Source organism: Gluconacetobacter dulcium (genome assembly GCF_014174165.1).
Classification (GTDB): Bacteria; Pseudomonadota; Alphaproteobacteria; order Acetobacterales; family Acetobacteraceae; genus Gluconacetobacter; species Gluconacetobacter dulcium.
Genome location: NZ_JABEQN010000018.1, coordinates 56,237 through 75,907 on the forward strand (window position 1 = coordinate 56,237; position 19,671 = coordinate 75,907).

Sequence of the window (19,671 nt, forward strand, 5' to 3'; positions counted from 1 at the left end):
GGGCGATCAGGCGGCTGAGGCGCCTTTTTCCTTCAGGGCGCGCAGCACGTCCGCCGGGCGGATCGGCAGGTGGCGCATGCGCACGCCGACCGCGTTGAAGATCGCGTTGCCGATGGCCGGGGCGATCGGCGTGGTGCCGGGTTCGCCAAGGCCGGTCGGCTTTTCGGTGTTGGTGACGAATTCGATATCCATCTCCGGCACGTCGGCGATGCGCAGCGGGGTGTAGGTGTTGAGGTTGCGGTCGCGCGGCAGGCCGCCCACGATCTCCGAACCCTCGAACAGCGCCATGCTGAGGCCCCACAGGGCCGCGCCTTCGGTCTGGGCGCGGGCGCCGTCGGGGTCGACGATGGTGCCGGCATCGACCACCAGGGTGAGTTTCTGGCAGCGGACGATGCCGGTGGCGCGATCGACATGCACCAGGGCGGCGCAGGCGATCCAGGTCGGCATGCCGCGTTCCTGTCCGAAGGTGCTGGCAATGCCCAGCGCGGTGTCCTTGGGCAGGGGACGGCCCCAGCCGGCCTTTTCGGCCACCCGGCGGATCACGGCTGCCTGACGGAGCGCGCCGCCGGTGGAATCCGGTGCCTCGCCCTTGTTGCGACCGGCGCCGGTGAGGTGCTCCAGCCGGAACTGGACCGGGTCGCGGCCCTGGAGATGGGCGATTTCATCCCACGAGGATTCCAGGCCCCAACTGACCCAGCCGGGGCTGACCGAACGCAGCCAGCCCGGCCGGAAGGTGCGGTTGGCGAGGTCGTTGGACAGCGCGCGCACGCGCAGCGGCCCGACCTCGTACCAATGGTCGCCGCCGGCGATGGCGAACGGGTCGTACGGTTTGCCGTCCACGCCCTTGGGCATGAAGGCCGGGGCCATCACCTGCGTCGGCCAGCCCGCCGAGGCATGGTATTCCATGGCCGTTATGGCCTTGCTGCCGTCGAACGCCACGCGGATGCGCTGGATGGAGGGCGAGCGGAACGAGTCGAACTGCATGTCGTCCGAGCGGGTCAGGATCAGCTTGACCGGCTTGCCCAGCGCCTTCGATGCCAGGGCGGCCGGGATCATGTAATCGCCGTTCAGCCGGCGGCCGAAGCCGCCGCCCAGCAGGTAACTGCGCAGGACGATGCTCTTCTCCGGCCGGCCCAGCGCCTTGGCCAGCGTGGGCAGGATCAGCGACTGCCACTGGTTGCCGGCGTGGATCTCGAAGATGCCGTCCTTCTCGAACGCCAGCGCGTTGGTCGGTTCGAGCTGGTAGTGCATGACCGAGGCGCAGGTATAATCCTGCGAAAAAACCGAGGCGGCGGCGGCGAAGGTGCTGTCCACGCCTTTGTCGTCGAACACCATCACGCCGCCTTCCTTGCGGTCGATCTGGGTTCTGCCGTGGTCGATCACGTCCTTTTCGGACACGTTGATCGTTTCGCCGGGTATCCAGTCCACTTTCAGCAGGTCGGCGGCGCGGATGGCGGCGCTGTAGGTGCTGGCGATGGCGACGACCCAGCCCTGTACGACCTCGGACGGGTCCTCGATCACCAGATAGCGCTGGTAGCCTTTGACCGCGCGGGCGGCGCTGTCATCGACCGAGCGGACGCGCGCGCCGTAGCGGGTGGGCGGCATTTTGGGGCGGGCATAGACCATGCCCTCGACCTTGGCGTCGATGCCGTAGAGGGCGGTGCCGTTGGTCTTGGCCGGAATGTCGAGGGCCTTGAGGTCCTTGTTGCCGATCAGGTGGCGGTCGGCGGCCGGCTTGAGCGGCAGTTTGGCCAGTTCGTCGGGCGTGAAGCTGCGCGCGGGGTGGGCGCGGGCGACGATATCGCCGTAGCCGATGCTCCTGCCGCCGCCGATGACCATGCCGTTGCGGGTGGTACACTGGGCGGCGGGGATGCCCAGCAGGGTGGCGCCGGCCTCGGTCAGGGCGATGCGCGCGGCGGCGCCGGCCTGGCGGAAGACGTCCCACGTCATCCACACCGACCAGCTTCCGCCGGTGACCATCAGGCCCCATTTGGGGTCGCTGTCCACGTAGTTGATCGTGACGCGGCTCCAGTCCGCGTTCATCTCGTCGGCGATGATGCGGGCCAGGGCGGTGCCCACATGCTGGCCCATCTCGGCGCGGATGATGTTGACGGTGATGGCGCCGTCGGGCGCGATGGCGCACCAGATCGTGGGTTCGAACGCGCCGTCGCCGGGCAGGCCGGTGGCGGGGAACTGCTGGGCGGCGCGCGGGGCGGCGGGGAAGCCGAACATGACGCCGGCCCCCACGGCCGCCATCAGGAAGCCGCGCCGGGACAGGCCGGACCCGTCCGCGTGGCCGGCGCGCTGGCCGAGGGCGATGCGACCGAACTTACCCATTGGACGGTTCTCCCCCGGTGGCGGCCGCGGCCTTCTTGATGGCGTCGCGGATGCGGATATAGGTCATGCAGCGGCACAGAGAGCCGCCCATCACGGCGTCGATATCCTCGTCGGTCGGCTGCGGAAAATCCTTGAGCAAGCTGGCGGCCTGCATGATCTGGCCGGACTGGCAGTAGCCGCATTGCGGAACTTGCAGATCCTTCCAGGCTTCCTGCACCGGGTGGGTGCCCGCCGGGTCCAGCCCCTCGATGGTCGTGATGTCCGCGCCTTCGACCGCCGAGACCGGGGTGATGCAGGAGCGGGTGGCGCGGCCGCCCACATGCACGGTGCAGGCGCCGCACATGCCGATGCCGCAGCCGAACTTGGTGCCGGTGAGGCCGATTTCGTCACGGATCACCCACAGCAGGGGGGTGTCCTCGGGAACGTCGACCGAGATGTCGTGGCCATTGAGCCGAAAGCTGGTCATGTCGGGACTCCGTCTCTCAATGGGACGCGGCGACCGGTGGGGCCGGAAGCGTCGCGCGGACGGCGGCGGCTTTCTTCTCCAGGTCGGTCCAGGGCGGCAGGGTGGTGCGGGTGCGGCGCAGATAGGCGGCCAGGCGGGCCAGGTCGGCGTCGGTCAGCGCGTGGTAGAAGCTGGGCATGGTGATGCCGCTCTGCCCTTCCTCGGTGCCGATGCCGCGCAGGATCACCTGATAGAGGTTGGTCGGCTCGTCCAGCCACAGCGCGTTGTTCAGCGCCAGTTCGGGACGGCCCAGCACCGGATGCGTGCCGGTATTGGCATGGCAGGCCGCGCAGGCGCCCTGGTAGAGCCGGGCATCGGCGTCGGCCGTCTGCGGCGTGGTGAGGTCGCGCGTCGAGCTGGCCATGGCCGTGGCCAGATGCTGGGCGTCGCCGGGCTGGCGGGCGTCGGCATGGTCGATATTGGCCAGGTAGTGGGCGATGGCGCGGATGTCGGATTCCGGCATCTCGCTCAGGCCGCCATGGACCACTGGCGACATCGGGCCGGCGGCGCTGCCGTGCAGCGGGGCCACGCCATAGCGCAGATACTGGAAGAATTCGTTTTCCGTCCAGGTGACGGGGGTGGGGTTGGTGGCGTTGAGCGGCGGGGCGATCCAGTTATCGACCGGGGCGCCGTCATAGGGGGCGCTGGCCTTTTCGGCCCCCATCGCGTTGCGCGGGGTGTGGCAGGCGCTGCAATGGCTCAGGCCCTCGGCGAGGTAGGCGCCGCGATTCCACTCGGCGTCATGCGCCGGGTCGTTCTTGTATGCGCCCGGATGCAGGAACAGCAGCTTCCAGCCGGCCTGGAGGATGCGCATGCTGAACGGGAAGGGCAGCGTGTTCTCGCGCTTGACCGACGAAACCGGCTTCTGCGCCATCAGGAACGCATAGACGTCGGCGATGTCGCCGTCGGTCATGTGCGTGAAATGGTCGAACGGGAAGGCGGGGAACAGGTTGGCGCCGTCACGCGACACGCCGTAGCGCATGGCGCGGGTGAAGGCGGCCAGCGACCATGTGCCGATGCCGGTTTTGGCGTCGGGCGTGATGTTGCTGGAATAGATGGTGCCGAAGGGCGTGGCCATGGCGTAGTCGCCGGCCAGAGGGATGCCCGGCTGCCCGTCGCGGCGGGTGTGGCATTCCGCGCAATAGCCGCCGGCGGCGAGGACACGCCCGCGCTCGACACTTTCGGCGGAAAAGCTGGTGGCGGCGGGGGGCGCGATCGGCGCGATGGCGGGATGCAGCGCATAGGCCAGGAAGCCCGCGCCGGCGACGGCGCCGAGACCGACCGCGCCGGCTGCGAGGCGCAGGATGGCGGTGCGGCTGATCATGAATCTCTGGTGGACGGAAACCGCATGTCGTCACCCCTCTGTCATGCGCGGTGGCAGGTTGCCGTGCGTGCGAACTTTGGTGGGGTGGAAAATGGCGTTCCGTCCCTGTCCGTCTTGTGCCGGGCGGCCCCTCTTATGGAGCCGCCCGGCAGCCTGCAACCTTGAAGCAAGCTTTGTGACAAAATTTTAATCAATAAATCGTGAATTTTAAAAATCACAATTTGTTGAAATTTTTGTCACGGACAGAGGAAAGTGTCGTCGTCAGTGCCCTTCCGGCAAGGCATAGGCGACGACGTAGTCGCCCAGTTTGGTCCCGAACGAGCCGTGACCGCCATCGGCGGTGACGATGAACTGACGCCCGTTGACCGCATAGGTCATGGGGGTGGACTGGCCGCCCGCGGGCAGGCGGTCCTGCCAGAGCTGGCGGCCGGTGGTGACGTCATAGGCGCGGATGTAATAATCGGCCGTCGAGGTGAGGAAGGCAACGCCGCCGGCCGTGGTCAGCGGGCCGCCCAGGCTGGGGATGCCGACCTTGAAGGGCAGGGGGATGGGGGCGCTGTCGCGGGTCGTGCCGTTGCGGTGCATCCAGACGATCTTGTTCGTCCGCAGGTCGATGCCCGCCATGTAGCCCCAGCCCGGCTGCTTGCACGGCAGGCCCAGCGGCGACAGGAACGGGTTGAGCGTGACGCCGTAGGGCACGCCGAACTGCGGCTGGATGCCGGTTTCCGACCCGGAGGGCTTGGAATGGTCCGGCGTGGCCGGGTTGCCGGGGCCGCGCGGGATCAGGCGCGAGACGAAGGGGATGGCGATGGGGTTGGCGATGGCGATCTGCCGTTGCGGATCGACCGCCAGGCCGCCCCACTCGAACATGCCCAGATTGCCGGGGAACACCAGCGTGCCTTGCAGCGACGGCGGGGTGAACGGCCCCTCATAGCGCAACTGGTGGAACATGATGCGGCACATGAGCTGGTCGAACATGGTGCCGCCCCACATGTCGGCGTCCGTCAGGTTGTTCTTCGGGCGGAAGGTCAGCTCGGAGAACGGCTGGGTGGGGGAGAGGTGGTCGCCCGGCGCCGGGCCCTGCGGCACCCTGGTTTCGGGTGCGGGGACGATCAGCGCGCCGGTGCGGCGGTCGAGCACGAAGATGTTGCCGGTCTTGGCCGGGGCGTAGAGCGTCGGCACGATCTCGCCCGACGCGGTGCGGATATCGACCAGGCTGGGCTGGGCGGGGATGTCCATGTCCCACAGATCGTGATGCACGGTCTGGTAGGACCACGCCAGCTTGCCGGTATCGGCGTTCAGCGCCACGATCGCGCTGGCATAACGCTCGGCATCCGGGGTGCGGTTGCCGCCCCAGATGTCGGGGGTCTGCACGCCCATGGGGATGTAGATCAGGTTCAGTTTCGGGTCGTAGGACGACACGATCCAGGAATTGGGCGAGTTGGGAACGAAATGGTGCGTCTCGGACGGCATTTCGTTCGGGTCGGGGTTGCTGGGGTCGAAGGCCCAGATCAACTGGCCGGTATAGACGTCGAAGCCGCGCGTGACGCCCGAGGGCTCATGCGTCGAGTAATTGTCCATCACCGCGCCCGAGACGATGACCGCCTTGTCGGTGACCACCGGGGGGGACGTGGCCTCGTAGAAGCCCGGTGTCTTGACCGTCATGTGCTCCTGGAGGTCGATGACGCCGTTATCGCCGAAATGGGAGCAGCGTTCGCCGGTCTCGGCGTCCAGCGCGTAGAGGTGGCCGTCATTGGTCGGCAGGAAGATGCGGCGGGGGCAGTCGATCGGGGCCTGCGCGCCGTCGATCGTCTCGGCGCCCGGCTGGGTCTCGTGGTACGACACGCCGCGGCAGGTCATGTGCTGGAAGGTGGCGTTGTATTTGATCTGCGGATCGAACGTCCATTTCTGCTTGCCGGTCGCGGCGTCGAGCGCGAACAGGATCTGGTGCGGCGAGCAGAGATAGACGGTGTCGCGGATCTTGATCGGCGTGACTTCGTCGGTGAATTCGCCCGGATCGTCGGGGCGCTTCACGTCGCCGGTGCGGAAGGTCCAGGCCACTTTCAGGTCGCGCACGTTGGCCGTGGTGATCTGCTTCAGCGGGCTGAAGCGGTCGCCGAACTGGGTGCGGCCGTAAGCCTGCCAGTCTTCGTCGGGCATGGCGGTGGCGTCGCCCGGTGTCGGCGCGTTGCCGGCGATCTGGGGCAGGGAGCCGGCGCGGTCCTGCGGGTCGTTCATGAGAGCGGCGGCGATGACGGCGACCGCCGCCACCACCGAGGCGCGCAGCGGCAGGATGGTCGCGACGCTGACGGGGCCGAGATGGCGCGTGACCGGCGGCAGCAGCAGCCAGATGCCCAGCGGCACCAGCACGTCGCCGCGCGGCGCCAGGGCCCAGAAATCGAAACCGACCTCCTTGACCGCCCAGACCATGGTCCCGATCAGCAGGGCGGCGTAGACCCACAGCGCCTCGCGCTTTCTGCGGAACAGCAGCCCCGCGGTGACCAGCATCGCCACGCCGGCGATGAGGTAATAGGGCGACCCGCCGAGCGCGGTGAGCCAGACGCCCCCTGCCAGCAGATAGAGGCCGATCAGGGCGAAAACCCCGGCGGTGATGGTAAGCACGGGAGGTGTCCCGTTTCGATTTATCATGAAGTGCCCAATGATTGTTGGAAGACGGATCGCGGATGCACCACGGATTTATGCGTCGTGAACATGGCGGTCATGCGATTCGTAACAACGTTTCAGTGCGATGTGAAACATTATCAACTTTCCGTGGTCATGGCCTGCCATGTCCGGGATGTCAGAGTCCGGGGGCGGACTCCGGCGGGCTGACGAGTGCGCGAAGACAGGCGCGGGTGCCGCCGGTGCGCAGGAACGTGCGGGTCTGGGTGAACAGGTCCACGAAGGCCGGGTGGTCGCGAAGGCCCCAGCCGTCGAACACCGACATGTCCAGCGCCTTTGCCGGGTCCTCGTCGGCGGCCAGGGCGAGGTCTTCGGGGCTGAGATGGGGTTCTTGGAGTTCGTAGGTGGCGCCCGTATCGTCGTGGCCGCGCAGATATTCGGCGAAGCAGGACAGCAGGAAGGCGATGCGTGCGGCGTCCGCCCCGCGTGCCAGCGTGCCTTCGGCGGTGGGGCGGACGAAGACCGGCAGTTTCGACGCGCTGTCGGAGGCGATGCGGGGAAGCTGGTCGCTGATGGCCACGTTGCTGAAACGGCGCAGGAGCTGGGCCGCGTAGGCGCGCAGTTCCATGCCCGGCGGGGCCTGGAGCAGCGGTTCGGCATCCTGGGCCAGGTAATGTTCCAGCAGCGCCACCATTTCGGGATTGTGCATGATGTCGCTGACGACGCGGTAGCCCATCAGCATGCCGGGCAGGCCGAGCATGGAGTGCGAGGCGTTGAGCATGCGCAGCTTGACCTGCTCGTAGGGCGTGACATCGCCGGTGAACAGGACGCCGACCTCTTCCAGTGGCGGGCGGCCGGCGCAGAATTTATCCTCGATCACCCACTGGATGAAATCCTCGCAGAAGACGGGCACGCGGTCGTCCACGCCGCTGCCGGCGTCGAGGCGCGTGATGTCCAGCGGGCCGACGCCCGGCGTGATGCGGTCGACCATGGTGCTGGGGAAGGTGACGTGGGCTTCGATCCAGTCGGCCAGCTCGGCGTCGCGGGCGCGGGCCCATGTGAGGAAGGCGGTGCGGGCGACGTGGCCGTTATGGGGCAGGTTGTCGCAGGACAGGACCGTGAACGGGCCGGCGCCGGCATCGCGGCGCAGGCGCAGGGCCTCGGTCACCAGGCCGAAGACGGTGTGCGGCACCGGGCGGGCGAGGTCTTCGGCGATCGTGGGGTGGTCGAGCTGGAAGTGGCCGTCGGCGTCAATGTAATAGCCGCCTTCGGTGACGGTGAGGCTGACGATGCGGATCGCCGGGTCGGCCAGGCGGTGGATGGCGGCCGCGCGGTCGTCGGGCGCGTGCAGGTACTCCACGATCGCGCCGACGACGCGCACGCTGTCCGGTGCGTCGGCCGGGCATTCGGTCAGGGTGTAGAGCCCGTGCTGGGCCAGTAGCGATTCGGCCTTGGCGCGTTCGGGCGGGTCGTCCATCACGCCGATGCCCAGGATGCCCCATTGCGCGTTGCCCGGCCGCGCCAGCACGCGGTCGATATAGACCGCCTGGTGCGCGCGGTGGAAATTGCCCACGCTGAGATGGGCGATGCCGGGGCGCACGGCGGCCCGGTCGTATGACGGGACCAGCACGGCGGGCGGGACCGCGCCGAAGGGGGGAAGGATGGTCATCGGATGTTCCCTGGTTGATGGCCGGTTGGCCGGTCGGCCGCCTTGTGCCCGGCGGCTTCGAGGGAATTCCGTCATCGCGGCTGCAAAGGGGGAACGCAAGGCTTGATTGCGGGGTGGGGTTTGTTTATAGGCAGCGACCTGTTCGCGCGTCCGGGCCTGAAATGGGCATGCCCGGCCGTGACTGCTGTCTGACCGTTTGCGGTCGCAGCCCGCAGAATTGAAGGAGATGAAAATGCCCAAGATGAAGACCAAGTCGTCGGTCAAGAAGCGGTTCAAGATCACCGCGACCGGCAAGGTGCTGGCTGGGCCGGGCAACAAGCGCCACGGCCTGATCAACCGCTCGCAGAAGATGAAGCGCACCAACCGCGGCTCGCAGACCCTGACCGAAATGGACGGGAAGACTGTGAAGCAGTGGGCGCCCTACGGGCTGGCATAAGGAGCACCTGAAACATGGCACGTGTTAAGCGGGGCGTCACGACGCACGCCCGTCACAAGAAGGTCCTTGAGCAGTCCAAGGGCTTCCGCGGCCGGTCTTCGACCAACTACCGCATTGCCCTGGAGCGCCTGGAAAAGTCGCTTCAGTATGCCTACCGCGACCGCCGGAACAAGAAGCGCGATTTCCGCGCCCTGTGGATCCAGCGCATCAATGCCGCGGTGCGCGAGCATGGCCTGACCTACAGCAAGTTCATCTTCGCGCTGGACAAGGCCGGGATCGAGATCGACCGCAAGGTGCTGGCCGCCATCGCGTATGACGATGCCGCCTCCTTTGCCGAGATCGTGAAGAAGGCGCAGGCCGCTCTGGCGGCTTGATTGCTCCTTTACGGTGGTGATCTGGAACGGGCCGCCCCCACAAGGGGCGGCCCGTTCTGCTTTTGGGGGTTTATTCCCGCCGTCGGAGGCTGTATCCGCGCAGGTCTGCGGTTTAATACCCCATCTTATCTGTTCTATCGCGTGTCTGTTTCCAGCGAGGTGCCATGAGCGACGATCTCGAAACCCTGCGGCAGGAGACGCTGGCCGCGCTCGCCGCCGCCGGCGACCGGCGGGAATGGGATGCCGTGCGTGTGGGCACGCTGGGCAAGTCTGGCCGGCTGACCGGCCTGCTGAAGGAACTGGGCCGGATGTCGCCCGACGAGCGCAAGCTGCGCGGCGGGGCGCTGAACCGCCTGCGCGACGAGCTGTCGCGCGCCGTCGAGGCGCGGGGCGTGGAGATCGAGGCTGCGGCCCTGAATGCGCGCCTGGCTTCGGAACGGGTGGACGTGACGCTGCCCGCGCGGCCCGAATCGCAGGGGGCGATCCACCCGATCAGCCGCACCATGGAAGAGATGACCGCCATTTTCGGCGCCATGGGCTTCAAGGTGGCCGAGGGGCCGGATATCGAGACCGACTGGCATAATTTCTCGGCGCTCAATACGCCTGACCATCATCCGGCGCGCACCGACCAGGATACGTTCTATCTGCCGGCCGAGCAGGGCAGCCTGCGCGAGCGGGTGCTGCGCACCCAGACCTCTGGCGTGCAGATCCGCACCATGCTGGGCGAGGAGCCGCCGATCCGCATCATCGCGCCGGGGCGGACCTATCGTGCGGATCATGATGCCACCCACTCGCCGATGTTCCATCAATGCGAGGGGCTGGTGATCGACCGGGGGATCACGCTGGCGCATCTGAAGGGCTGCCTGATCGATTTCCTGCGCGCCTATTTCGGCCAGCCGAATCTGCCGGTGCGGTTCCGGGCCTCGTATTTCCCGTTCACCGAGCCGTCGATGGAGGTGGATATCGGCTGGTCGCGCAAGACCGGCGAGATCGGCGGCGGCGGCGACTGGCTGGAGGTTCTGGGCTCGGGCATGGTGCATCCGCGCGTGCTGGCCAATTGCGGGCTGGACCCGCGCGAATGGCAGGGCTTCGCCTTCGGAATGGGGATCGAGCGCCTGACCATGCTGCGCCACGGGATTCCGGACCTGCGTTCGTTCTATGAGAGCGACGTGCGCTGGTTGCGCCATTACGGCACCAGCCCGCTGTCGCCGGCCCTGCTGCATGAAGGTCTGTGATCGATGAAGTTCACCCTGTCCTGGCTGCGCGACCATCTGGATACCCATGCCACGGTCGATGAGATCTGCGCCAAGCTGAACACGATCGGGCTGGAGGTGGAGGGCGTCGACGACCCCGGCGCCCGGCTGGCCGGCTTCCGCACCGCCCGCATCGTCGAGGCGGTGCAGCACCCCAATGCCGACCGGCTGCGCGTGTGCCGCGTCGATGCCGGGCCGGGCTTCGAGGAGGTGCAGGTGGTCTGCGGCGCGCCGAATGCGCGCACCGGGCTGTCGGTGATCTTCGCGCCGCCGGGAACGTGGATTCCGGGCTCGGACATCACCATCAAGGCCGGGTCGATCCGGGGCGAGGCGAGCGGCGGCATGCTGTGCTCGCTGCGCGAACTGGGGCTGGGCGAGGAGCATGACGGCATTGCCGAACTGCCCGAGGGCACGGAGACCGGGCTGTCCTATGCCGCGTTCGCCGGGCTGAACGATCCGGTGATCGAGATTGCGGTGACGCCGAACCGGGGCGATGCGCTGGCGGTGCGCGGCATTGCCCGCGATCTGGCGGCGGCGGGGCTGGGGCATCTGCGCCCCTGGCTGGCCGAGACCGTGGAAGGCACGTTCGACTCGCCCGTGACGTGGGCCAATGACTTCCCCGAAGCCTGCCCGTGGGTGCTGGGGCGGACCGTGCGCGGCGTGCGCAATGGCCCCAGCCCGGACTGGTTGCAGAAGCGGCTGCGGGCGATCGGACTGCGGCCGATCTCGGCGCTGGTGGATATCACCAATTTCTTCGCCTTCGATCTGGGCCGGCCGCTGCATGTGTTCGATGCCGACCGCCTGACCGGCGGGCGGCTGACGATCTGCCGGGGCGCGGGCGAGAGCTTCCGCGCGCTGGACGGGCGCGACGTGGTGGTGTCGCCCGAGGATTGCGTGATCGCCGATGCGGCGGGGGTGCAGTCGCTGGCGGGCATCATGGGCGGCGAGGCGACCGGGGCCACTGACGAGACCACGAGCGTGTTCGTGGAATGCGCGCTGTTCGACCCGGTGCGGATCGCGCTGAGCGGGCGGCGGCTGGGGCTGCATTCCGATGCGCGGCACCGCTTCGAGCGCGGTGTGGACCAGGCGTTGCCGGTGGCGGCGCTGGAAGCGGCGACGCGGATGATCATCGACCTGTGCGGCGGTGAGGCCAGCGAGGTGGTTTCGGCCGGTGACGCGCCGGCGTGGCAGCGGGAGGCGCATCTGCGCTTCGCGCGGGTTGCCGGGCTGGGCGGGCTGGATGTGCCGGCGGACGAGGCCGTGGCGTCGCTGGAGGCACTGGGCTTTGAAGTGCGCGAGCGCGACGAGGCGCGGGTGGTGGTGGATGTGCCGTCGTGGCGCAACGACATCGCCATGAAGATGGTGCTGGACCAGGCGCCGGATCTTTCGGCCGAGCGGGCGTTCGCCGCCGCCGAGGGGGCCGTGGCGGTCGATTCCGAATGCGACCTGATCGAGGAGATCCTGCGTCTGCGCGGGCTGGATTCGATTGTGCCGGTGTCGCTGCCCGCGCTGTCCGCCGTGCCGCTGCCGGCGCTGACGCCGCGCCAGACGCGGGCGGCCACGGCGCGGCGCGTGCTGGCGGCGCGCGGGCTGTTGGAGACGGTGGCCTATTCCTTCGCGGCGCAGGAGGCGTGCGCGCGCTTCGGCGCGGCGCCGGAGAGTCTGCGTCTGCTGAACCCGATTGCCGCCGATCTGGACCAGATGCGGCCGACGCCGCTGGTCAATCTGCTGGCGGCCGTCGAGCGCAATACGGCACAGGGATATCCGGACCTGGGGCTGTTCGAGGTCGGGCCGGGCTTCTCGGAAACCGGGCAGAACCAGATTGCGGCGGCGCTGCGCAGCGGGCACGCGTCGCGCTTCCCCGGCCGGGCGGCCGAGCCGGTCGATCTGTGGGATGTCAAGGCCGATGCGCTGGCGGTGCTGGCGGCGCTGGGGGCGCCCGTCGAGGGCGTCAGCGTGACGGCGGATGCGCCGGGCCATTATCATCCCGGTCGTTCGGGCGTGCTCCGGCAGGGGCCGAAGATCGTGCTGGGCGTGTTCGGCCAGTTGCATCCGGCGCTGCTGGCCGGGCGGGGGCTGGACCGGCCGGTCGTGGGGTTCGAGCTGTTTCTCGACGCGATTGCCGAGCCCAAACGGCGGCGGCGGGCGGCGCCCGAACTGTCGGCGTTCCAGCCGGTGCATCGGGATTTCGCCTTTGTCGTCGGACGCGACGTGGCGGCGGAAACCGTGCTGCGTGCGGCGCGGGGGGCCGAGCGGACGCTGATCGCCGGTGTGCGGCTGTTCGACGTTTATGAGGGTGACAAGGTGCCCGAGGGCAGCAAGTCGCTGGGTGTCGAGGTGACGTTGCAGCCGGTCAAGGCCAGCCTGACCGATGCCGAGATCGAGGCCGTGTGCGGTGCCGTGGTGGCGGCGGTGCAGAAGGCGTGCGGGGCGACGCTGCGCGGGGAAGGCTGACCCGCATGGCGGAGGCCGCGCCCGGCCGGACGGTCTGGATTCTGGCTGGCGAGGCCAGCGGCGACGTGCTGGGCGCGCGGCTGATGGCGGCGTTGCGCCGGCGGGATCCGACGCTGCGGTTCGCCGGGGTCGGTGGCACGCGGATGGAGGGTGCCGGGCTGCGCAGCCTGTTTCCGCTGCGCGACCTGGCGGTGATGGGGCTGGTGGAAGTGCTGCCCCGGCTGCGGCATCTCTCGCGTCGGTTGGACCAGGCGGTGGCGGATATCGCCGCCACGCGGCCCGACCTGGTGGTGACGATCGACAGCCCCGGCTTTGCGCTGCGTCTGCTGCGGCGGATTGCGGAGCTGGGTATTCCGCGCGTGCATTATGTCGCGCCGCAGGTGTGGGCGTGGCGGGAGCATCGAGTGCGGGAGTTTCCCGGTCTGTGGGACCGGCTGCTGTGTCTGCTGCCGTTCGAGCCGGATTTTTTCGGCCGGCATGGGCTCGATGCGCTGTTTGTCGGGCATCCGGTGCTGCAATCGGGGGTCGATCGCGGGGACGGGGCGGCGTTTCGGGCGCGGCATGGAATTGCGGCCGATACGCCCGTGCTGATCCTGATGCCGGGGAGTCGCCGGTCGGAGGCGCCGCGTCTGTTGCCGGTGCTGGGGCGGACCCTGCGTATTTTGATGGCGACCTGCCCCGGTATCGTGCCGGTGGTGCCGGTTTCGCCCGTGGTGGCGGATGTGGTGCGGCGGGGGGTGGCCGACTGGCCGCTGCGGCCGATCGTGGTCACCGATCTGGCGGAAAAGCATGATGCCTTCGCGGCGGCGGGGGCGGCGTTGACCAAATCGGGGACCTCGACGCTGGAACTGGCGCTGGCCGGGGTGCCGATGGCGGTGACCTATCGCGTCAACCCGATCACGGCGGCGCTGGCGCGGCGGCTGATCCGCGTGCCTTATGTGGCGATGGTCAATCTGCTGGCCGGGCATCGGCTGGTGCCGGAACTGTTGCAGGAACGCTGCCGGCCCGGCCTGCTGGCGGACACCGTGCATCGGCTGCTGACCGACGGGCGCAGCGCCGCCCTGCAACGGGCGGGCTTTCGCGCCATCGCGGCTTCGCTGGCGGCGCCGGCGGGCGATCCGGACGATGCGGCGGCGGCCGAGTTGATGGCCGTGCTGGAACGCTGATTCTTTCTTCTTTCGACGGCCATTTTTTAAATGGTCCTTGATGATCGGCGCGGTTTCGGGCGCCGAGACGGGGCGGACATGGGGCCACGCGGGCTGTCCGTTGGTCGTTGCCGGCGACATGGAAGAAAATATGCCGTTCAGGGAACCGGAACAGGGCGTACCGGTACTCTGCCTGGAGGCGAGGGCGTTCGACGGGTGCTGTGACGATCCGCCAGTCCGCGAACCACGCGCCCTTCGTGCCCCCTGGTTGCGATCGGCCTGATGGCGGCGTCATGGAGATGGCGCATCACTGCCCAGTCCAGGCGTGTCCGGGCCTGGGAGATGCCGGCCTTGCTGGCGACCCTCAGTGTCGCGGATGGACCCTTCAACCACCGGATCCCTTCGAGCAGGCACCGCAGAACCGCGCGATCACGCCGAGGCTGATGTGATCCGTAATTCTGGACCCCGCAGGGAGGTCCGCGACCGTGCGTGTCATTCCGCCTCTCTCGATCAAGACGGCCAGAACGACATAACTCTTACGCTATGTGAACGGGATTGCCCCTAAAGGGCATTTCTCAATGCAAATCAACAATCGGGAGACAGAATGAGCGTTCCGGGTAGGGTCGGTCGAAGGGAAGTGCATTATTTTACCCGGATATAATTGACGTGTTCATTTTTGTCCGGGTATTAATCGGACAATCCATTGAGCGAGCACCACATGTCCGATCCTTCTCTCAAGACCTGCACGGCATTTATCGGGTACCGATTGCTGCTCACGGGCACCCTCCCTGACGTGGCCTTGGCAGTTCGGCAATCGACCGGCGTGGCGGACACGGTTCTCGTGTTCGACGACGTGACGGGTCGCATTGTCGATCTTGATCTGCGCGGCAGCGATGCCGAGATTCTTGATCGGATTTCCCAGCCCCCTGCGCCCTGTGAGGGGCGCTATCGCCCCAAAAACGATGCGGTGTCGGACCCGCGGGGATCGGACGAAGCTCAGGGCCTGAAAATTCGAGGCCGACCGAAATTGGGCGTTGTCGCCCGAGAGGTGACCTTGCTGCCCCGGCAGTGGGAATGGCTCACAAGTCAGCCCGGCGGGGCTTCTGCGACGCTCAGGCGCCTCGTGGATGAGGCGCGCAAAACGACGAGCCCACGCCAGCAGAGGCGCGCGGCCCAGGAGGCCGCGTATCATTTCATGCAGGCGATCGCGGGCGATCTGCCCGGCTACGAAGAAGCGACCCGCGCCCTCTTCGCAGACGACCGGCCAGCATTGGAGCAACGGATCGCTGCGTGGCCTGAAGATATCCGCACCTATGCGCTGCGTCTCGCATTCCGTGCGGGCGAGAACCAAAACGCTTGACCCGCCATTCGACGGAACACCGATGACCGGAGCCGACACCATTTCCTACCTGGAACCGACACAGGAGGCCGGCCGCACGTTCGTACAGCGCGATCTTGCTGGCCCCGTCGTCATGCTCAACCTGCTGCGCTTCAGGGATGTGGCTGATTATTCGGGCCATCCCGGTCTGACACCTTCCCGGCCGATCAGCGGTGCCGAGGCGTTTGATCGCTATATTGAGCATACGCTGCCCTTCTTGCGAGAAACCGGTGGCGATATCCTGTTTCTTGGCCGTGGCGGCCCCTTCTTGATCGGCCCCGCCGCTGAACATTGGGATCTGGCAATGCTGATCAGGCAGGCCAATGTTGCGTCTTTTCTCTCCTTCGCCAGCCATAAGGCGTATCGCGCCGGACTTGGTCACCGCACGGCAGCAGTAGAGGATTCTCGACTTCTCCCACTGTCCGAAATGGCGCTGCCCCTTGCAGGAGCGAGGCGATGAATATTGCAAAGGCCAATGGCATCGAACTCGCCTGGGACAGTTTCGGCCATGCCGATACGGAACCGGTCCTACTGATTTCGGGGCTTGGAACGCAGATGATCCGCTGGTCCGCGCCGCTCTGCAAGGCGCTGGCCGCGCGAGGCTATCGCGTGATCCGTTTCGACAACCGCGATGCGGGTCGCTCGACGCATTTCAGCGCTTCGGCCGCGCCGGATTTCGGCGCGCTCGCAACTGCTCTGATGGCCGGGCGCAGACCCGACGTGCCGTATAGGCTTGACGACATGGCGGCGGATGCGATCGGCCTCCTTGATGCGCTCGGGATCGCCAGGGCGCATGTCGTTGGGCGCTCGATGGGGGGCATGATCGCCCAGGTCCTCGCGAGCGATCATGCCGACCGGGTCCTTTCCCTCACGTCGATCATGTCGAGTACCGGCAATCCGGCCTTGCCGCAGGCGGAACCCGATGTCATGGCGATGATGATGCGCCCCGCGCCTGATCCTGTGATCGACCGCGAAGGCTTTCTGGCGGTGCGTCTCGCGTTCGCGCGCCGGATTGCGGGCATGGGTTATCCCTTCGATGAAGAGGCCCATCGCGCCATTCTCCTTGATGAAATACGGCGTTGCTACGATCCGGGGGGCACCCTGCGGCAGATAGCTGCCATGGCGGTGGCTGGAGACCGGCGCGCGCGACTTGCAAACGTCACGGTACCGACCCTCGTCATCCATGGCACTGATGATCCGTTGATACCGCCCCTCTGCGGTCAGGATACGGTGCGCTCCATACCGAACGCGGTTTACCTGCCAATCGACGGCATGGGCCATGATCTGCCGCGCGAATTCGAGGGACGGATCATCGACGCGATTTGCAGCGTAATGACAGGCCGGTCATGTCCTTAAGGAACCTGACTGCGTCGCAGGATATAAGGGGGCCGTCTCCCGCCCTTCAATCTCCCGCAGGGGCATGACCGGCACCGGGTTCATCACCTCGAACAGTCTGGCATCACGTCCCGCATAAAAATAACGTCGAACCGTCGAGACCGGTGGAAAGCATTTCGGCAGGTGACGCCACGCACACCCGCCTGACGCGATATGAAGCATGGCGTTGATGACTTCGCGCATGTCTGTCGTTCGAGGGCGTCCGCCACGTCTTGCCGCAGGCACGAATGGCAAGACCAAAGCCCACTCCGCATCCGTCATATCCGATGGATATCGCAGTCCCTCCCGGCTATGCCCGCGACGGGCAATACCAGCCCATGCCACCATTCACCCCATCTCTTCGCCAGGACGGATGAAGCACAACAGGCTGGTATTGTTCAAAAACTTTCGGATCGGTCTCTAAAGTTTAAGAAGGTGCGTTGCATTCAGGTGTGCGATCTTTTCTCGTTGCTCCGAAGTGATCGGTGCCGTTCGCAAGAACTCAAGGGCTTCAGCGGAGGATTAAAAGGGGTAATCGATGGAAAACATGACAGCATCCTCCCCAATGGCCATGATTGCACCGACCAGGGCAGCATGAGAAAAAACGCCGCTTGTTGTGATAAATATATTTCGCCCGAAATACGTTGAGGGCAGGTTTTGAAGATTCTGATTGGCAAGAGTTTTGTAACGGGAATCGAGCCGCCACAACTGGAATGGCAGATATTCGCCCATGTGTCCGAGGATGAGTTTCGCCTTGGGATGTCGATCAAATATTCCCGCGTAGATGATCCGCATGGCGTGTCCGGCGGCTTCGACGCCCCATGTCCAGGTCGGGCCGACGAGATTCGGGTGCCCATCAAGAACGCGCCAGTGATCGGTTCTGGGCGCGCCTGGATGAATATAGAGCGGCACATCCAGCTCCACCAGAGCGGCCCAGAAAGAGTCAAACTGCGGTTCATCCAGGTAGTGCCCGTTCGTATGATCATTGATCAAAGCACCGCAAAATCCAAAATCAAGCACGCAGCGACGTAGCTCCTCAATGGCTGCCGCCGGATCCTGCATAGGCAGCGCACCCACGCGATGATTTCGCCGGTTGCCGGATTCTCGACCGAAAATTTGTCCTTAGGATCATTGGAAGACCAGCGATAGGTTTTCAGCAACGTGTCCGAAGTCATTTCATAGCTCCTCCGAGATGGAGCGATATGCACTGCACTGGGCAGTGCACTTTGAAAACAAAAAAATGCGCGCCGGACCTTCCTTTAAGTTTTTGCGCCGTATCCAGCGAAAAAAAGACGTACTGCGCGATTCGCGATATCGGCACATCGCGCGGCATCCACGTTGCTGTCCGTATCGATCAGACGCATCCAAAGCAGGGGCTCATTGAGCATGCCGATGAACTGCTGGGTAGCAATCAATGTATCCTCAATATACAGGACATGATCCTGTACCATCCGCTCCAGATACGCTTGCACCGCGAGAACAATAGGCTCTTTTCCGTATTTATAAAAACTTCTTGGCAGCTCGGGAAAACGCTCGCCTTCCACGATTGCAAGACGTAGGAACGCAATAACCGTAGGACTCGCCCAATGACTGGCGAGCGCAAGTCCAATAGCCTGCAATCCTTCTTTCGGCCCCTTTCCCGCGGCGGCTTCTTCGATCAACTCCGCGGGATCTATACGGCCCCACATATCAGTAACGACAGCCCGGAATAAATTCTCCTTGCTGCCAAATTGGTTGTACAAAGTACGACGCGCAACTTTTGCTGCCGACGCAAGGTCGTCCATGCTGGTGCCGCCGAAACCGTCACGTAGAAATGCCTCGCGCGCGGCGGCAATAACCTTCCTGTTTGTATCAGCGCTTCGTAACGTGGAAAATTGTGTCTTTTCTATCATGTTTCCATAGTAGTGCATTGTATTATATCGTGCAAACGACCAAGCGCGCTACTGGACGCGGTTCCCGCGCGGTGCTGCTGGACAGGCAGGCGTTATCGACGCGCTGGCCGAATGTTGCGACCCTGCTCCGTCATGTGCCGGTCTTTCCCTGCAACATGGCTGAGATGGTTTCAAACGGTTCGAGCGAGAAAATGATTTCGACCGGCACGTCGAAGACCTGGGCGATCTTGAGCGCGAGTTCCAGGCTGGGCCTGTAATCGCCCCGTTCCAGAAACCCGATGGTCTGTGGATTGACGTCCACGAGATCCGCCAGCGCCTTGCGGGTGAGGCCGCGCTCTGCCCTGAAGAGTCCGATCCGGTTGAACATGGTCCTGCATACCGTTTTTTGTTGTAAAATCACAACGAAATCTTGAGATGAGGCAAGTTGTGGGGCGGGTTCGGTCGTGGCTGATGACCGGCGCGATTCGTTCCTCGTCGGGGAGCGGGCGGGTTTGGCAGCGAGGGGCCGAGGAGAGGGCATTGGCCGGTGCATGAACTGTCTCCTGTGGTTCGGAGACAGTTTACCGGAAAGGGGATGATTTATACTCCATTGTAAAAATTGATCTTTTTCGGGTCGAAAGAGGGTTCTGTCCGCGAACGGACGCCTTGTCCGGAAGCGGACAGGCGTGCGGGGACGTCAAGAGTGCGACGCGCCGGTTACTGTTTTGCGGAATCGTGGGGGGCGGGGTGCTGCGTGGTCGTGCCGTCCTGGACCGTGCTGTGCAGGGCCGTGAAGGCCGAGTGGATCGTATAGACGCCAAGCCCGATCGTCGCGGTGAGCAGGACGACGAGGAAGACGATCTTGCCGACGGGCGAGGGGGCAGGCTGGGACATCGGAGGCGCTTTCAGTGAAAAGGGGGCGGGCGCGG

Annotated in this window: 17 protein-coding genes and 1 pseudogene; 8 read left to right on the forward strand and 10 right to left on the reverse strand. The window is 65.8% G+C overall.

Features of this window, described 5'->3' with window-relative positions; translation table 11 throughout:
* Nucleotides 1-6: 6 nt before the first annotated feature.
* From HLH25_RS14235 to HLH25_RS14255, 5 genes are all read right to left on the reverse strand, one after another.
* Nucleotides 7-2,337: a xanthine dehydrogenase family protein molybdopterin-binding subunit gene (locus HLH25_RS14235; RefSeq protein ID WP_182974694.1), complete on the reverse strand. Its 2,331-nt coding sequence runs from the start codon at nt 2,335-2,337 to the stop codon at nt 7-9.
* Nucleotides 2,330-2,803, reverse strand: a complete 474-nt coding sequence (locus tag HLH25_RS14240) for a (2Fe-2S)-binding protein (RefSeq protein ID WP_182974695.1) — start codon at nt 2,801-2,803, stop codon at nt 2,330-2,332. The genes HLH25_RS14235 and HLH25_RS14240 overlap by 8 nt, the downstream gene beginning before the upstream one ends.
* Before the next feature lie 16 nt (nt 2,804-2,819).
* The gene (locus HLH25_RS14245; protein WP_182974696.1) at nt 2,820-4,166 is read right to left on the reverse strand and encodes a c-type cytochrome; all 1,347 of its coding nucleotides are present in this window, start codon (nt 4,164-4,166) and stop codon (nt 2,820-2,822) included.
* Between the two features lie 261 nt (nt 4,167-4,427).
* Nucleotides 4,428-6,815 (reverse strand): glucose/quinate/shikimate family membrane-bound PQQ-dependent dehydrogenase, encoded by a 2,388-nt coding sequence (locus tag HLH25_RS14250; protein WP_182974697.1) that lies wholly within the window; start codon nt 6,813-6,815, stop codon nt 4,428-4,430.
* Between the two features lie 151 nt (nt 6,816-6,966).
* Nucleotides 6,967-8,457 carry a mannitol dehydrogenase family protein gene (locus HLH25_RS14255; protein ID WP_182974698.1) on the reverse strand — a complete coding sequence of 497 codons (1,491 nt, stop codon included), beginning with the start codon at nt 8,455-8,457 and terminating at the stop codon, nt 6,967-6,969.
* Between the two features lie 232 nt (nt 8,458-8,689).
* Here HLH25_RS14255 and rpmI point away from each other — a divergent pair, with 232 nt between their 5' ends.
* The 8 genes from rpmI to HLH25_RS14295 all read left to right on the forward strand — a co-directional run bounded on the left by rpmI (nt 8,690) and on the right by HLH25_RS14295 (nt 16,853).
* Nucleotides 8,690-8,893 carry a 50S ribosomal protein L35 gene (gene rpmI, locus HLH25_RS14260; protein WP_114729229.1) on the forward strand — a complete coding sequence of 68 codons (204 nt, stop codon included), beginning with the start codon at nt 8,690-8,692 and terminating at the stop codon, nt 8,891-8,893.
* Nucleotides 8,894-8,907: 14 nt separating this feature from the next.
* On the forward strand, nt 8,908-9,267 hold the full coding sequence (gene rplT, locus HLH25_RS14265; RefSeq protein ID WP_114729155.1) for a 50S ribosomal protein L20: 360 nt from the start codon (nt 8,908-8,910) through the stop codon (nt 9,265-9,267).
* Nucleotides 9,268-9,431: 164 nt separating this feature from the next.
* Complete coding sequence (pheS, locus tag HLH25_RS14270; protein ID WP_182974699.1) at nt 9,432-10,502, forward strand: phenylalanine--tRNA ligase subunit alpha; 1,071 nt, start codon at nt 9,432-9,434, stop codon at nt 10,500-10,502.
* Nucleotides 10,503-10,505: 3 nt separating this feature from the next.
* Nucleotides 10,506-12,974: a phenylalanine--tRNA ligase subunit beta gene (gene pheT, locus HLH25_RS14275; RefSeq protein WP_182974700.1), complete on the forward strand. Its 2,469-nt coding sequence runs from the start codon at nt 10,506-10,508 to the stop codon at nt 12,972-12,974.
* Nucleotides 12,975-12,979: 5 nt separating this feature from the next.
* Nucleotides 12,980-14,140: a lipid-A-disaccharide synthase gene (lpxB, locus tag HLH25_RS14280; RefSeq protein WP_182974701.1), complete on the forward strand. Its 1,161-nt coding sequence runs from the start codon at nt 12,980-12,982 to the stop codon at nt 14,138-14,140.
* Between the two features lie 682 nt (nt 14,141-14,822).
* Entirely contained in the window at nt 14,823-15,479 is a 657-nt protein-coding gene (locus HLH25_RS14285; protein WP_343065505.1) for a DUF2239 family protein, read from the forward strand.
* Nucleotides 15,480-15,501: 22 nt separating this feature from the next.
* Entirely contained in the window at nt 15,502-15,957 is a 456-nt protein-coding gene (locus HLH25_RS14290) for a DUF1330 domain-containing protein (protein ID WP_182974703.1), read from the forward strand.
* Entirely contained in the window at nt 15,954-16,853 is a 900-nt protein-coding gene (locus tag HLH25_RS14295) for an alpha/beta fold hydrolase (RefSeq protein WP_182974704.1), read from the forward strand. The genes HLH25_RS14290 and HLH25_RS14295 overlap by 4 nt, the downstream gene beginning before the upstream one ends.
* On the opposite strand, the pseudogene HLH25_RS14300 reads toward HLH25_RS14295, so the two are convergent.
* From HLH25_RS14300 to HLH25_RS14320, 5 genes and pseudogenes are all read right to left on the reverse strand, one after another.
* Nucleotides 16,845-17,219, reverse strand: a pseudogene (locus HLH25_RS14300) (transposase); the annotation flags it as partial. The gene HLH25_RS14295 and the pseudogene HLH25_RS14300 sit on opposite strands and share 9 nt — an antisense overlap.
* A 174-nt stretch (nt 17,220-17,393) precedes the next feature.
* Nucleotides 17,394-17,948 (reverse strand): amidohydrolase family protein, encoded by a 555-nt coding sequence (locus HLH25_RS14305; RefSeq protein ID WP_182974705.1) that lies wholly within the window; start codon nt 17,946-17,948, stop codon nt 17,394-17,396.
* 182 nt (nt 17,949-18,130) lie between these two features.
* On the reverse strand, nt 18,131-18,781 hold the full coding sequence (locus HLH25_RS14310; RefSeq protein WP_220791824.1) for a TetR/AcrR family transcriptional regulator: 651 nt from the start codon (nt 18,779-18,781) through the stop codon (nt 18,131-18,133).
* A 112-nt stretch (nt 18,782-18,893) separates the two neighbouring features.
* Nucleotides 18,894-19,130, reverse strand: a complete 237-nt coding sequence (locus tag HLH25_RS14315; protein WP_182974707.1) for a helix-turn-helix transcriptional regulator — start codon at nt 19,128-19,130, stop codon at nt 18,894-18,896.
* A gap of 329 nt (nt 19,131-19,459) precedes the next feature.
* Nucleotides 19,460-19,636 (reverse strand): hypothetical protein, encoded by a 177-nt coding sequence (locus HLH25_RS14320; RefSeq protein ID WP_182974708.1) that lies wholly within the window; start codon nt 19,634-19,636, stop codon nt 19,460-19,462.
* Nucleotides 19,637-19,671 lie beyond the last annotated feature (35 nt).